General features: G+C 72.2%; 11 protein-coding genes. 7 read left to right on the top strand and 4 right to left on the bottom strand.

From position 1 onward, the window contains the following. The first annotated feature begins 182 nt into the window (after window positions 1–182). The 3 genes from ACIBG7_RS18980 (at window position 183) to ACIBG7_RS18970 (ending at window position 3,466) form a co-directional block, all read left to right on the top strand. Window positions 183–1,793, top strand: coding sequence for a DUF6351 family protein (locus tag ACIBG7_RS18980; protein WP_397337043.1), 1,611 nt, complete (start codon window positions 183–185; stop codon window positions 1,791–1,793). A gap of 13 nt (window positions 1,794–1,806) precedes the next feature. Beyond that, entirely contained in the window at window positions 1,807–2,361 is a 555-nt protein-coding gene (locus ACIBG7_RS18975; RefSeq protein WP_397337042.1) for a DUF308 domain-containing protein, read from the top strand. A gap of 70 nt (window positions 2,362–2,431) precedes the next feature. Further along, window positions 2,432–3,466, top strand: a complete 1,035-nt coding sequence (locus tag ACIBG7_RS18970; RefSeq protein WP_397337041.1) for an alpha/beta fold hydrolase — start codon at window positions 2,432–2,434, stop codon at window positions 3,464–3,466. Between the two features lie 18 nt (window positions 3,467–3,484). On the opposite strand, the gene ACIBG7_RS18965 is transcribed toward ACIBG7_RS18970, so the two are convergent. From ACIBG7_RS18965 to ACIBG7_RS18955, 3 genes are all read right to left on the bottom strand, one after another. Beyond that, entirely contained in the window at window positions 3,485–4,039 is a 555-nt protein-coding gene (locus tag ACIBG7_RS18965) for a CGNR zinc finger domain-containing protein (protein ID WP_357934016.1), read from the bottom strand. A gap of 123 nt (window positions 4,040–4,162) precedes the next feature. Continuing rightward, on the bottom strand, window positions 4,163–4,588 hold the full coding sequence (locus tag ACIBG7_RS18960) for an Ohr family peroxiredoxin (protein ID WP_357934019.1): 426 nt from the start codon (window positions 4,586–4,588) through the stop codon (window positions 4,163–4,165). Between the two features lie 80 nt (window positions 4,589–4,668). Beyond that, a complete protein-coding gene (locus tag ACIBG7_RS18955; RefSeq protein ID WP_397337039.1) occupies window positions 4,669–7,368 on the bottom strand; it encodes an AAA family ATPase in 2,700 nt (899 codons plus the stop codon). Between the two features lie 260 nt (window positions 7,369–7,628). Between ACIBG7_RS18955 and ACIBG7_RS18950 the strand changes: the two genes are divergently transcribed. From ACIBG7_RS18950 to ACIBG7_RS18935, 4 genes are all read left to right on the top strand, one after another. Then, the gene (locus tag ACIBG7_RS18950; protein WP_397337038.1) at window positions 7,629–8,453 is read left to right on the top strand and encodes an alpha/beta fold hydrolase; all 825 of its coding nucleotides are present in this window, start codon (window positions 7,629–7,631) and stop codon (window positions 8,451–8,453) included. A 10-nt stretch (window positions 8,454–8,463) separates the two neighbouring features. Continuing rightward, entirely contained in the window at window positions 8,464–8,910 is a 447-nt protein-coding gene (locus tag ACIBG7_RS18945) for a VOC family protein (protein WP_357934028.1), read from the top strand. 67 nt (window positions 8,911–8,977) lie between these two features. Next, on the top strand, window positions 8,978–10,447 hold the full coding sequence (locus tag ACIBG7_RS18940) for a dihydrolipoyl dehydrogenase family protein (RefSeq protein WP_397337037.1): 1,470 nt from the start codon (window positions 8,978–8,980) through the stop codon (window positions 10,445–10,447). Between the two features lies 1 nt (window position 10,448). Next, on the top strand, window positions 10,449–10,739 hold the full coding sequence (locus tag ACIBG7_RS18935; RefSeq protein ID WP_397337036.1) for a hypothetical protein: 291 nt from the start codon (window positions 10,449–10,451) through the stop codon (window positions 10,737–10,739). Here the strand turns inward: ACIBG7_RS18935 and ACIBG7_RS18930 are convergent. Further along, window positions 10,736–13,558 (bottom strand): ATP-binding protein, encoded by a 2,823-nt coding sequence (locus tag ACIBG7_RS18930; protein WP_397337035.1) that lies wholly within the window; start codon window positions 13,556–13,558, stop codon window positions 10,736–10,738. The two genes, ACIBG7_RS18935 and ACIBG7_RS18930, sit on opposite strands and share 4 nt — an antisense overlap. Window positions 13,559–14,231: the final 673 nt, after the last annotated feature.

Here is a 14,231-nt window from a genome sequence, read left to right as displayed (position 1 = left end):
GATCTCCATGACTCCCATCGTACAAGACGCTCGCCCAGGTGGCGTTGAGCGATTTGACGCTCGAAGCCGCTTTTCCGGGGAGCGTGGGCCGCCGATTCCGACCGTCAACTGACTGATGTGCCAGTGCAGGCCGCGGGCGAACGATGAGGGCGCTGCGAATCCGCATCAGCCATTGGAGAATCATGAAACGCGTTCTGACCACTCTGGCGGCCTCCGTGCCGCTGGCGGCGGCGATCTTCCTGCCGGTGAGCGCTTCGGCGGCCACCCCGTTCACCTGCTCGTCCGTGTCCTTGAATGCGCCGGCGGGCACCACGGTGGAGTCGGTGACCGCGCAGTACCGCGAGGCGGGCACCGTGACCGTCCCGCCGGTGCCGCCGCTGCCCAGCGTGGAGATCCCCGGGGCTCCGGCGCACTGTGCCGTGACGGTCATGCTCACCCATCCCGGCGCCGGTGACCACGCCAAGGTGCAGGTCTGGCTGCCCGAGACAGGCTGGAACGGCCGGTTCCAGGCGCTGGGCGGCAGCGCCTACGCCGCCGGCGACTACGGCGCGGCGCTGGCCGGGGCCATCAAGACCGGGTACGCCGCCGCCACGACCGACGCGGGCGTCGGCGCCTACCTGGACACCACCTGGGCCCTGACCAGCGCGGGCCAGGTGAACACCGAGCTGCTGAAGAACTTCGCCGACCGCTCCCAGCACGAGATGACGGTCGTCGCCAAGCAGGTCATCACCGAGGTGTACGGCAAGCCGGCCTCCTACTCCTACTGGAACGGCTGCTCGACCGGAGGCCGCCAGGGCTACATGGAGGCCCAGCGCCACCCCGGCGACTACGACGGCATCCTCGCCACCGCGCCCGCCATCAACTGGGACGAGTTCGAGGTCGCCACCCTGTGGCCCCAGGTGGTGATGAACGAGGAGAACACCTTCCCGGCCGCCTGCGAGCTCGCCGCCTTCAACCAGGCGGCGGTCAAGGCCTGCGACCCGCTCGACGGCGTCCGCGACGGTGTCATCGGCGACCCGGCCCGGTGCGCCTTCGACCCGCGCACCCTCATCGGCAAGACGGTCGCCTGCGAGAACGGGCAGGAGACCATCACCGCGGCCGACGCCAGGGTGGTCCGCAAGATCTGGGACGGCCCGCGCACGCCGTCCGGCCGCAAGCTCTGGTACGGCGTGCCGATCGGCGCCGCCTTCGACCTCGCCGGCACCCAGCCCGGCCCCGACGGCACCCGGGTGGGCGCACCCTCACCGGTCCCGGCCGCCTGGGTCGCGACCTGGCTGAAGCGCCAGCCCGCCTTCGACCTCACCACGATCACCTACGCCGAGTTCGCCAAGCTGTTCGCCCAGTCCCAGGCCGAGTACGACCAGGTCATCGGCAGCGACGACCCGGACCTGTCGGCGTTCCGCGCCGCCGGGGGCAAGCTGCTCACCTGGCACGGCCAGGCCGACCAGCTCATCCCCACCCAGGGCACGGTGAACTACCGGGAGCGGGTCGCGGCGGCCATGGGCGGATCGCAGCGGGTCGACGACTTCTACCGCGTGTTCCTCGCGCCGGGCGCCGACCACTGCGGCACCCCCGCGAGCACCGGCCCCGTGCCCACCGACCCGCTCGGCGCGCTGACCGCCTGGGTGGAGCAGGGCAAGGCCCCGCGGACGCTGAGCGCCGCCATCACGGACTCCTCCGGCAGGACGGTCACCCGAAACCTGTGCCTGTACCCGGCCGTCTCCCGCTACGCCGGCCACGGCGACCCGGCCGACGCGGCCAGCCACTACTGCACCACCAAGCGCGCGGCGTGAAAGGCCCACCGACATGAACATCTCTTCCCTGATCAAGCTCTACCTGGGCCGCGGCCTGCTCGCCGTGGCGTGGGCCGCCGCGTTCGCCTCGGCGCACGCCGAACTGGACGCGGTGGCGATCGCCCTGCTGGTCGGCTATCCGCTGATCGACGCGGTGTCCTCGCTGATCGACCTGCGCAGCAACCCTGACCGGTCGGAGCGCCGGGTCACGCAGTTCAACGGCGTGCTCAGCACCGTGGCGGCCGTGGCCGTCGGCGTCGCGGGGTTCGGCGGGGCGGCGGCGGTGCTGCACGTCTTCGGCGCCTGGGCCGTCGTGTCCGGAGCGGCCCAGGTGCTGGTCGGCCTGCGCCGGCGCGGCCCGGAGCTCGGCCAGCAGTGGCCGATGCTGGTCGCGGGCGGCCTGTCCTTCCTCGTGGGCATCTTCTACAACTTCCAGGCCCTGGACGGCACGCCGGCGCTCGACGTGCTGTCGGTGTACGCCACCGGCGGCGGCGTGTTCTTCCTCGCCCAGGCCGCGCTACTGGCCTGGCGCGCCCGCCGGGCCCAGCCGCGGGCCGTCCAGCGCTGACCCGGCACCCGGTGGCCCCGTCGCAGGCGGGGCCGCCGGGCCGTCACCACCCCTTCTTGGAGGACTCGACATGATGAACAGGCGTACCTTCGGCAAGGCTCTCGGCCTGACCACCGCCAGTATGGGCCTCGCTTCCCTGGCGGGCCTGACGGAGCTGCCCGCCGCGACCGCCGGCACGCGCGGGCCGGTCACGCCCGGCTCCTTCCCTTCGCTCAAGCGGATCAGGGCGGGGGTGCTGGAGGTGGGATACGCGGAAGTGGGTCCCGCTCGCGGCCCCGTGGTCATCTGCCTGCACGGCTGGCCGTACGACATCCACAGCTTCGTCGACGTGGCCCCGCTGCTGGCGGCGCAGGGGTATCGGGTGATCGTGCCGTACCTGCGTGGTCACGGCACGACGCGGTTCCTGTCGTCGAGGACGTTCCGCAACGCCCAGCAGTCGGCGATCGCGCTCGACATCATCGCCCTGATGGACGCGCTCAAGATCGACAAGGCGGTGCTGGCCGGCTTCGACTGGGGCTCGCGCACCGCCGGCATCATCGCCGCGCTCTGGCCCGAGCGGTGCAAGGCGCTGGTGTCGGTGAGCGGCTACCTGATCACGAACCTGGAGGCCAACCTCTCGCCGCTGCCACCGAAGGCGGAGTACGCGTGGTGGTACCAGTACTACTTCGCGACCGAGCGGGGCCGGCTGGCCATGGAGGACAGGGACCGGCGGAACGCCTTGAACCGGCTGGTCTGGGACACCGTCTCCCCGACGTGGACCTTCGACGACGCCACCTTCGAGCGCACGGCCGCCGCCTTCGACAACCCCGACTACGCCGCCATCGTGATCCACAACTACCGCTGGCGGCTGAGCCTGGCGGACGGGGAACGCCGGTACGACGCTCTGGAGCGGCGGCTCGCGGCCCGGCCGGTGATCAAGGTGCCGACCATCACCCTCGACGCCGAGCGCGACCCCTTCACGGCGCCGCCGGGCGACGGTTCGGCCTACCGCGGCATGTTCACCGGGCCGTACGCGCACCGCCTCCTGCCCGGCGTCGGCCACAACCTGCCGCAGGAGGCGCCCACGGCCTTCGCCCAGGCCGTGGTCGACGTGGACCACTTCTGACCCGGACCCGGCGGGCGGCTACGGCGTGGCCGCCCGGGCCTCCTTCTTCCGCGCGCGGTAGGCCGCCGCCTTGACCTTGTTGCCGCACGACTCCATGCCGCACCACTCCCGGCGCCCGCCACGCGACCGGTCGATGAAGATCTTGGTGCACTCGGGGTTGGCGCACTCCTTCATCAGCGGCACGTCCGGCCCGCTGAGCAGTTCGATGGCGTGCCGGGCCACGGTGGACAGCGCCTGTTCGGGGGTCGCCTCGACCCACCGGCCCTCGGCGGTGAGCTGGGGTTCGGCCGGGGGCTTGCGGGCCGTCGCGTTCACCAGGGCGAGCGCGTCGTCGTCGTAGCCCGCATCGGCGACCCGGGCGGTGACCAGCGCGTAGATGGCCTCACGGACGGCCACCGCCTGAACGAGGTCCGCCTCCCCGGAGGGGGAGATGGCGTCCACGACACCCGACTCCAGGAACCAGGCGTCGAGCCGGTCGGGGGCGTCGAGCGTTTCGACCCGCTGCGTACGGCGGGCACGAAGCGTGCAGGCGAGGTCTAGCGCGGGGTCGCCGCACAGGAACACATGTTTCACGTCACCAGTTTGACGGGTGACTCCGAGGCGGGCAATCCGTCCTCACCAGACCTGGGCGAAGCAGGCCAGGGCGACGGCCAGCACGAGCACGACCACTGACAGCACCTTCATGAGATGGTCCTTTCAGACGGCGGTCGCCACGACGGTGACCGGGATGTTGCCGCGGGTGGCCTTGGAGTAGGGGCAGATCTGGTGGGCGGCGGCGCCGAGCTCCTCGGCGGTCTGCTGGTCCACGCCGCCCAGTTCGAGGTTGAGCACGGCGGCGAGGCCGAACTCGCCGTCGTCGCCGTGGTTCAGGGTCGCCTCGACGGTGATGCTCGTGGTGGCGAGCCGTACCTTGCGCTCGGCCGCGGCCCTGCGCACCGCGCCGAGGAAGCAGGCGCCCCAGCCGGCGGCGAACAACTGCTCGGGGTTGGTGGCGTCCCCGGCCCCGCCGAACTCCTTGGGGATGGCGAGGCCGGTCTCCAGGAGCCCGTCGTGGGCCGAGACGCGACCGCCGTTGCGGCCCTCTCCGGTGACGGTGACGACGGCGGTGTAGCTGGCAGCCATGGCGATTCCTTCCCTGGGTGCGCCTCGGTTGGCGTCACCGGTTCAACTGGTGACGATGCTGCCAGCATTAGCGTCACCCGTCAAACCGGTGACGTCCTCTCCAGATGCTCGGGGTCGGGGCGGTTCATGGCGTCCCGAAGGGCGGCCCGGGTGGTCACGCCCAGCTTGGGAAAGATCCGGTACAGGTGGGAGCTGACGGTCCGCGGAGACAGCCGCAGCCGCGAGCCGATCTCCTTGTTGGTGAGGCCGCTGGCGGCCAGCTCCGCGATGCGCCGCTCCTGCCAGGTCAGCGACAGGTGCGGCGTGGCGACCAGCGGCGCCGCCCCGTCGCTCCGCAACTCCGCGCCCGCCCGCTCGGCCCAGGCTGCGGCGCCGAGCCGTTCGAAGGTCTCGGTGGCCTGGGCGAGCAGCGGCCGGGCGGCGGTGCGCTGGCGGGCGTGCCGCAGGCGGGCTCCGTGCGCGAGCTGGATCCGCGCCAGCTCGAACGGGAACCGGGCAGCCGCCGGATGAGAGGCGGCGTTCGCGAACATCTCGGCGGCCTCCCCATCGGAGGTCGCGGTCATCGCCAGCGCCCCGTAGCAGGTCAGGGCCAGACGCGGGGAAAGGTCGAGGAAGCCGGCGTCGCGGGCGGCGAGGGCGTGGCGGCGGGCCGGCTCGGCGCGGCCGGTGTGCAGGGCCGCCTCGACGAGGTCGAGGAGGGTCCGCGACGCCGCACCGCAGTAGGGGCGGAACGTGCCGGGCGTCGTGATGCGGGCGGCGTGCTGGTAGGCGGCCTCGAAGTCGCCCGCGCTCAACGCGGCCGTCGTGGCGATGGAGTCGGCCAGGTCGGTCACGTAGCCGACCCCGCGCGGCCTGGCCCAGGCGTCGATCTCCGCCCGCAGTTCGAGGGCCCGGGGGACCTGGCCGCGCCACGCCGCGAGCTGCGCCAGGTAGGCGCGCGTCTGGTGGGCGAGCAGGTGCCGGCCGTGCTCGATCTGCAGGGCCAGGGCCCGTTCCCCGGTCCGGACCGCGGCGTCCCACTCACCGGAGCCCATCTGGTCGAGCATGATCATCTGCAGCATGAGCATCCCGCTGAACACGGCGCCGGTGGCCAGTTCGCGGTCCACCACCCGTTCCAGATGCGGCCGGTACTGGCTGACGAGGTCGAGGTGGTAGGCCGCGGTGGCCAGGCGGGTGACGTCCCAGGGCTCCCGGTCGCGCAGGTTCGCCGCGGCCCGCTCCAGAGGACCGGCCCAGCCGCGCCCGTGCAGGACCACGTCGCTCCAGGTGTGGCTGTAGAGCCGCGTCTGCTCGGTGACGAGGTCGCCGAGGGCGGCCAGCCGTTCATGAGTCTCGTTCCACAGCACGGGATCGGCGGCGTACTGGCTGATGGCGAGCAGCAGGACCTGCAACCGGGTGAGGGTCTCCGTGGGCTCGCCGTCCAGGCCGTCGAGCGCCGCCAGCACCTGCCGGTGGGCCGAGCGCACGTCGCCGTCCTCGAAGAACGCCTGGTGGATGGCGTTGACCGTGGCGTCAGGGCCGGAGGTGAGATGGACCGGGAAAGGCGCGCTGTCGGACCGGGCCGCGTATCCGGACAGGAACGTCACGTAGCTGAGCCGCCGGGCCCGTTCGGCGGCGTCCTCGCTCAGCTCGGCGGCCCGGGTCAGCCAGCCGACGGCGGTGATGGCGCCGCCCCGGCGGACGGCCGAGTCGGCGGCGGCCTCCAACGCCTCGGCGACCTCCTCATCAGGTGCGACCTGGGACGCGGCCAGGTGCATCGCCCGCCGTTCGAGGTCGTCGTGGTGGACGTCGGCGAGCGCGCGATGCGCCGCCCGGCACTCCTCGGGGGTGGCCATCTGCACGACGCTCGACCGGACCAGCGGGTGCCGGAAGGTGATGTCGCCGGTGATCGGCTCGGCGTTCAGCAGGCCGCACGCCACCGCCTCGTCGACGTTCCGCATCCGGTGGCGCGGCTTGGGCCCGCCGTCGCCCGGCCGGGTGCCGACGCCGTCGAGCGCGCCCATCAGCAGCTCCGCCCGGGCCGGGCCGCTGAGCGCGGCGATGCGGGAGCCGTACAGGTGGTGAAGCCTGCGTGGCAGTCCCGCGTCGCCGGCCTGGGACGGTAGTTCCAGCAGTGCCAGGGGGATGCCGAGGGCCTGGTCGAGCACCCATTGGCGCACTCGCGCGTCCAGGGCCGGGTGGTGGTGGTCGAGCAGGCGTCCCGCGTCCTCGTCGGTCAGCGGGCCGACCGGCATCTCGGGCAGCACCGCGCCGTCGAACCGGGACGCGACCTCCTCCCGGACGGCGACCAGCAGCTTGACCGGGACGCCGCCGATCCGGCGCCCGACGAAGCCAAAGACGTCGGCGCTGGAGTCGTCGAGCCACTGGCCGTCGTCGACGATCACCAGCAGCGCCCGCCGCGCGGCGAGGTCCGACAGCAGTTCGAGCACCGCGATGCCGAGCCTCATCACCGAGGGCGGGTCGTCGGGCCGCCGCCCGGTGATCACGTCGAGCACCGTGCGGACCTCGTCGTTCAGCGGGAGCAACTGGTAGAGCAACTGGTGCAGCCCGGAATAGGGCAGTTGCGACTCGGCCTCGACGCCGGTGATCCGGCTCACCAGGTGGCCGTCCCGGATGGCCAGCTCCGCCGCCTCCTCGAGCAGCGCGCTCTTGCCGACTCCGGCCTCTCCCCGCACGACGAGAACCTGGCCGGCGGGCGACTCCACCAGACCGGAGATCCTCCCCCGCTCACGATCCCTGCCGATGATCACTTCGCCGACCCCCGCCCTCCGCCACGGCATGCCTGACGGACAGCTTCGCCGGGCCGGCGGTCGCGAAGCCCCAGGGAACGACCCTGGCCCGTCCCCCGGGGCCACGGGGGTCGGCGCGGGCCCTGCCCTGCTCACCCACTATCGCCGCTGCCCTGGTCGCCTGGCATCAGTCACCTGACTGCCGGTCGTCATCGGCGTCGTCTGACTCACCGTCAGATGACCGATGTGCGCGGTTAGGGCCGCGGCCGAAAGTTGGAGCGTCCGCCCCACCGATTCAGAAGGTGAGCTCGATGAGCACCCATCACCGGCGAGGTCTCGCCGTGATCGCCGCGGCGGTGGCCACCGCCGTCACCGTCCTCCCCGCCGCCGCCACTGCGGATGCGGGCGACCGTACGGCGAAGCCGACCGTCATCCTGGAGCACGGCGCGTTCGCCGACGGCTCAAGCTGGAACCAGGTCGTCGCCGGCCTGCGCCGCGACGGCTACCCGGTGGTCGCCGCCGCCAATCCGTTGCGCGGCGTCGCCTCCGACGCGGCCGCGCTGCGCGGCCTGATCGACCACGTCGACGGGCCGGTCATCCTCGTCGGCCACTCCTACGGCGGCAGCGTCATCAGCGCCGCCGGCGCCGGGAACAGCAAGGTGAAGGCCCTCGTCTACGTGGCCGCGTTCCTGCCGGAAGCCGGCGAGAGCGCCCTCGGCCTTAGCACCAAGTTCCCCGGCTCGACCTTGCCCGGCGCTCTGGAGACGGTCACCGGCCCGGACGGCCCCGAGCTGTACATCCGCCAGGACGCCTTCCACCGCCAGTTCGCCGCCGACGTCCCCGCCCGCGAGGCGGCGTTGATGGCCGCCGCCCAGCGCCCGGTCGCCCAGGCCGCGCTGGAGGAGCAGGCGACGGCTCCCGCCTGGCGGGAGAAGCCGAGCTGGGACGTGATCACCACCAAGGACCTCAACATCCCGGTGGCCGCCCAGCGGTTCATGGCCAAGCGCGCCAACGCGCACGTCACCGAGGTCGCCGCGTCCCACGCGGTCACCGTCTCGCACCCCGGCGTCGTCGTCGACGTCATCGAAACCGCCGACCGCGCCACTCGCACTCGCACTCGCACTCGCACTCGTTGAGGAGAAAACCATGGACTGGAAGCTTGAAGTCGTCATCCTGCCGGTGTCCGACGTGGACCGCGCGAAGGCCTTCTACACCGAAACGCTCGGATTCCGGCTCGACGCGGACTTCCCCATCCGGGACGGCTACCGCGTCATCCAGGTGACCCCGCCGGGCTCCGCCTGCTCGATCATCTTCGGTGACGGGCTCACCACGGCGGCCCCGGGCACCTACCTGGGCCCGCACCTGATCGTCACCGACCTCGAAGCCGCGCTCAAGGAGCTCACCGCGCGGGGCGTGGCGGTGAGCGAGCCGTTCCGCGACGAGACGGGGGTCTTCCACCACCCCGGCGACGCGGAAAGGGTGCCCGGATTCCATCCCGAGCGGGCCAGCTACGGCTCGTTCGCCTCCTTCGACGACCCCGACGGGAACCAGTGGTTCCTCCAGGAGGTCACCCAGCGCGCTCCCGGCCGCTGAACCGCTGTCCCCACGGGCGAGGGCGGACCACGGCCCTCCCCTGTCTTCTTCTGGAGATCTTGTGCGCATGTACGACGTCATCGTGATCGGCGCCGGACCGGTCGGTGAGAACGTGGCCGGCCGGACCGCCTCCGCCGGGCTGGACACCGTCATCGTGGAAGCCGAACTGGTCGGCGGAGAATGCTCCTACTGGGCGTGCGAACCCAGCAAGGCCCTGCTCCGGCCGGTCCTGCTGCACGCCGAGGCCCGCGACATGCCCGGCCTCGACCCGGGCCCGCTGGACGTCGAGGCCGTCCTGCGCCATCGCGACCGGATGTCCGGCGACTGGGACGACCAGTCCCAGGTGCAATGGCTGGACCAGGCGGGCGTCACCCTCATCCGCGGGCACGGGCGGCTGTCCGGGCCGCGGACCGTGGAGGTGACCGGCGCCGACGGCGGCGTCCTGCGGGTGTCGGCCCGGCACGCCGTGGCCGTCTGCACCGGCACCCGCGCCGCGCTCCCGCCACTCCCCGACCTCGCCGCGCTGCGGCCATGGACCAGCCGCGAGGCCACCAGCGCCACCCGGGTCCCGCCGCGGCTGGCCATCGTCGGCGGAGGCGTCGTCGCCGTGGAGATGGCCACGGCCTGGCAGGCGCTCGGCTCGCAGGTCACCCTGCTGGTCCGGGAGTCCGGGCTGCTCCCCCGGATGGAACGGTTCGCCGCCGACCTGGTCGCCGACGCGCTCCGCGCCTCGGGCGTCGACCTGCGCTTCGACACCACCGTCACCGCCGCGACGCGCACCACCGACGTCCGGCTCGAGCTGTCCGACGGGCAGGTGCCTCACGCCGACTTCAGGCTTGAGCTGTCCGACGGCCGGGTGCTCCACGCCGACGAGCTTCTGCTGGCCACCGGCCGTACCCCGCGCACCGAGGACCTCGGTCTGGAGACCGTCGGCCTGCGCCCCGGCGACTGGCTGCCGAGCGACGACACCTACACCGTGCCCGGCATCCCCGGCGACTGGCTGTACGCCGTCGGCGACGTCAACCAGCGCGCCCTCCTCACCCACCAGGGCAAGTACCAGGCGCGGATCGCCGGCACGGTCATCGCCGACCGCGCCCGCAACCGTCCCCTCGACCGCACCCCGTGGAGCCGCCACACCGGAACCGCCGACCACGCCGCCGTCCCCCAGGTCGTCTTCACCGACCCGGAGATCGCCGGCGTCGGCCTCACCACCGACGAGGCCGCCCGCCTCGGCCGCGACGTCGACATCGTCGACTACGACCTCGGCCTCCTCGCCGGCGCCCACCAGCACAGCCCCGGGTACCGGGGCCGGGCCCGCATCCTGCTCGACCCCGCCCGCGGCACCGTCCTGGGCGCCACCTTCGCCGGCCGGGGCGTCGCCGAACTCGTCCAGTCCGCGACGTTCGCGATCGCCGGCGAGATCCCGCTCGACCGCCTCTGGCATGCCGTACCGGCCTTTCCCACGCTCAGCGAGGTCTGGCTCCGGCTGCTCGAGACCTACCGGGACACCACGGCGTCCCTGGCCGGCGGGCGCTGACATGGAGTGGTTCTTCGCGCCCTGGGCCTTCATGGCCTACCTCGGCGGACCCCACGGGTACGAGCCTCCCGCACCCGTGGACAGATGGCTGATCGAGATCGTCTACGAGACGGCCGCCGCCGAGACCCGCTGCACGCGGTGCGGCGCTCCCCTGGAGCATCCCCGGCTCCGGGCCGGCGCCTGGCCGGTCCGGGTCACCGCCCGCTGCCGAGGCGCCGCTCGCCACCGCCACCGCGCCGACGTCTCCCGCGCCGCCGACGGCCTGCACACCAACCCGCTCGTCCGCGCCTAGCCGGAGCCCTGGTGCAGCACGGTGGCGAGCTGGCGGCGGGAGGTGACGCCGAGCTTGCCGAACACGTTGCGCAGATGCCACTCCACGGTGCGAGCGCTGAGGAAGAGCTGGGCGCCGATCTCCTGGTTGGTGAGGCCGTCGGTCGCGAGGCGGACGATCAACGTCTCCTGGGCGGTGAGGGTGTTCTCGCTCCGCCGCGCGCTCTGCCGGACCCGCTCGCCGGTCGCCAGCAGCTCGCGGCGGGCGCGTTCGGCGAACGCCCTCATCCCCAGGTCGGTGAACAGCCCGTGCGCGATCTTCAGGTGGTGGCGGGCATCCACGCGGCGGTTGCCCCGGCGCAGCCACTCGCCGTAGACCAGGTGCGCCCGCCCCAGCTCGGGCCGCAACGGTGTCCGGCCGAGCCGGTCAACAGCTTCCCGATAGTACGGCTCCGCATCCTCGCCACCGCTGAGCAACGCCCGCGACCGGGCCTCCAGACCGAGCCCCACCTCGGTCCCCCCGGCCGACGTCGACTCCGCCAACCGGGCGAGCGCCGCCTCGGCCACCTCGACCTCTCCGGTACGGCAGGCGGCTTCGACCAGCTCGGGCAGCGCCCACAGCGCGATGAACAGGTCGGAGGAGCTCTCACTGGAAGCAACGGCGGCGGCCTGAGCCTCCCGGTAGCGGCCGAGCCCGTTGTAAAGGACCGCCGCCACCCAGTTGGCGTACGTCACGCTCGCGCCCTGCCCGGTCACCTCCACCTCGGCGATCATCGACCGGATGAGCGGGACCGCCGTCTCCTCGTCCCCGCGCAGGCAGGCGAGCATCGTCGGCCCGAAGGCGGCGGCGGGCGCACCGGTCACCTCGCAGATCGTCTCGGCCTCGGCGAACAGCGCCGCGGACGTCGAGAACTCGCCCGACCAGGTGGTCACGGTGCCCAGCGTGGCCAGCACGATGGGCAGCAGGTCGAACGCCCCCACGTCCCTGAGCACCTTGAGCTCCCGTTCGAGGAGGAAGCGCCAGTTGGTGAAGTCCCAGATCCCGACCGCGGCGGCGTGCGCGAACCAGCCCCAGCGCAGGACCTCGTCCGGGGTGAGCGAGGCGCCGACGATCGCGCCGACCGCCCGGCGCAGGACCGGCGCCGCGGCGGCCGGGCCCTCGACGATCACCCGCGCCAGCGCGTCAAGGACCAGCTCGGCCTCGTCCGGGTGCGCCGACACCGGCAGCTTGCGGGCGGCCCCGGACACCTCCGCCAGGCTTCCGCCCACCGCGCGATCACCCGCGAACATCGCCGCCATCCACGCGTTCAGGTAGGTCTCGCGGGCCAGGTCGAGGTCGAGCGGTTCGAGCCGCTTGGCCGCCTGCAGCAGCAGCGGCGGTCCGTCACTGCCCAGCCCCGAGGCGAAGGCGACGTTCCCCTGCAGCAGGTCCGCGCGGGCGCTCTGCAGTTCGGTCAGCGGCTCCGCCCGCACGATCGCGAGCAGTTCGAGCACGCGGTCGTAGGAGCCGGCCTGCAGGTTGGCGTGCGCCGCGGCGAGCATGTGGTCGGCCCGGCGAGCCGGGTCCACGGTCAGCACCGCGGCCTGCTCCAGGAACGCCGCCGCCGCATTGGGCCCGCCCCGAGCTTGAGCCCTGCTCGCCGACCGTTCGAGATCGGCCGCCGCCGCCTCGTCCGGCCCGTCCGTCGCCTGCGCCCGATGCCAAGCCCGGCGATCCGGATCCGCGACCGGATCCGTCGCCTCCGCCAGCGCCCGATGCACCGCACGCCGCTGCTCGGCCGTCGCGGACCGATAGGCCGCCCTGCGCAGCAGCGGATGCCGGAAGCTGATCCGCTGCCCGAAGTCCGCGAGCCCCGACTCCGCCGCCGGCCGGGCAGCCAGATGCGAGATCCCCAGACGCCCCGCCGCCCGCCAGACCAACTTCGCATCCCCCGACGGCTCAGCCGAAGCCAGGCACACCAGCAGCCTCGTGTCATCGGGCAGCGCATCCAGTTGCCGGGCGAAACTCTCCTCAATCCGCCCCGACAACGGCCCCGTCCCCGGAAACCCGAACCCCCCAGCCAACTCCTCCCGTGACAGCGTGCGAGGCAGTTCCAGCAACGCCAGCGGATTCCCCCGCGTCTCAGCCACAATCTGATCCCGCACCCGCGTATCAAGCGGCCCGCTCAGCGCGTGGGACAGCAGCTCATGCGCATGCTCCTCCGCCAGCCCCTCCAGCCGCAGTTCCGGCACGCCGGCCACCTCATCGGTCGCCATCCGCGTCCCGAACACGATCCCCACCGGGTCCGCCCCGAGCCTCCGCGCCACGAACCCGAGCGCCTGCGCCGACGCCCTGTCCAGCCAGTGCAGATCATCGGCCACGCACAGCAGCGGCTGTTCCCTGGAGATCTCCGACAGCAGACTGAGCACGGCCATCCCCACCATGAACCGTGCCGGCGGCGGCCCTTCCGCCAGCCCGAACGCCGTCTTCAACGCCAGCCCCTGCGGCCTCGGCAGGGCTTCCGCCCGCTCCAGCAACGGCCCACACAACTGATGCAGCCCCGCAAACGCGAGCTCCATCTCCGACTGCATGCCCGCCACCCGCAACACCCTGAACCCGCGCCTCGATGCCGGGGCTGACGTGTTGGTGTGGGGGTGGTCGGAGACTGAGGCGTCGGGCTGGCTCTGCGCGTGGGCTGAGGCGTGGGTCTGGACCTGTGCCTGGGCCTGGGCGGCCATGTCATCCAGCAGCCCGGTCTTCCCCAGCCCCGCCTCCCCGCTCACCACCAGCGCCCGCCCCTCGCCAGTGCGCACAGCCTCGAGGAACTCGCTCAGCACCGCCCGCTCAACGACCCGGTTCACCAACCCGACGGGTGCGTCTCGCAGGCCCGGCACCACCACCACATCCTTTCACCTGCGCGGATAATGCCACGAGCCCGAAGACCACAGCAATTTCCCCCCACCGACCAGGAGCCCCTCGTCGCCAGGCCGCAAGTCACCAAAGCTTTGTCAGCAGTCGTAGCCACCCTGCGGCCCGAACACCGAGCCACCTTCCTTGGAGGCCCGACAGGTCCGGCTACTCGTCAGGATGGCCCGGCGACCTCATGTGAAGCTGGCGAAGAGCCTAGGGCTGAAGGTGCAGCGCCCCTGCCTCCCCCACGGACTCGAACGGTCTTCGTGCTCGAAGTCCGCTTGTCCGACGTAGCCCCGGGAAGATGCCCACGGCGCAATGGAACAGAGCGATGTTTTGGTGTATACGTTTTCAGGCCTGCAATCCGACTGCAATTTAGCGTTAAATCAATTACGACTCGGCCCTATATGTGCAGGCTATGTGGCACACCCCACACATTGCGACACATCATTGAGAAGCGACGAGGTTCACACCGCACGGACGGCGCCCTTTTGCCGCCGGCCTCGAGGGGCGCGAGAAAGGCTTCCTTGTACCAAAGCGGGACGACGACAACAAGAGTTGTTCTAGAGAAAAACAGAATGTTAAGGTCGCCTTAGTCAGAATCCTGTGAGAACGCTGTGAGGA

Source organism: Nonomuraea sp. NPDC050328 (genome assembly GCF_044459405.1).
Lineage (GTDB): Bacteria > Actinomycetota > Actinomycetes > Streptosporangiales > Streptosporangiaceae > Nonomuraea.
The sequence above is the reverse complement of the archived record's forward strand: the minus strand, read 5'-3'. Positions and strand labels throughout refer to the sequence as shown.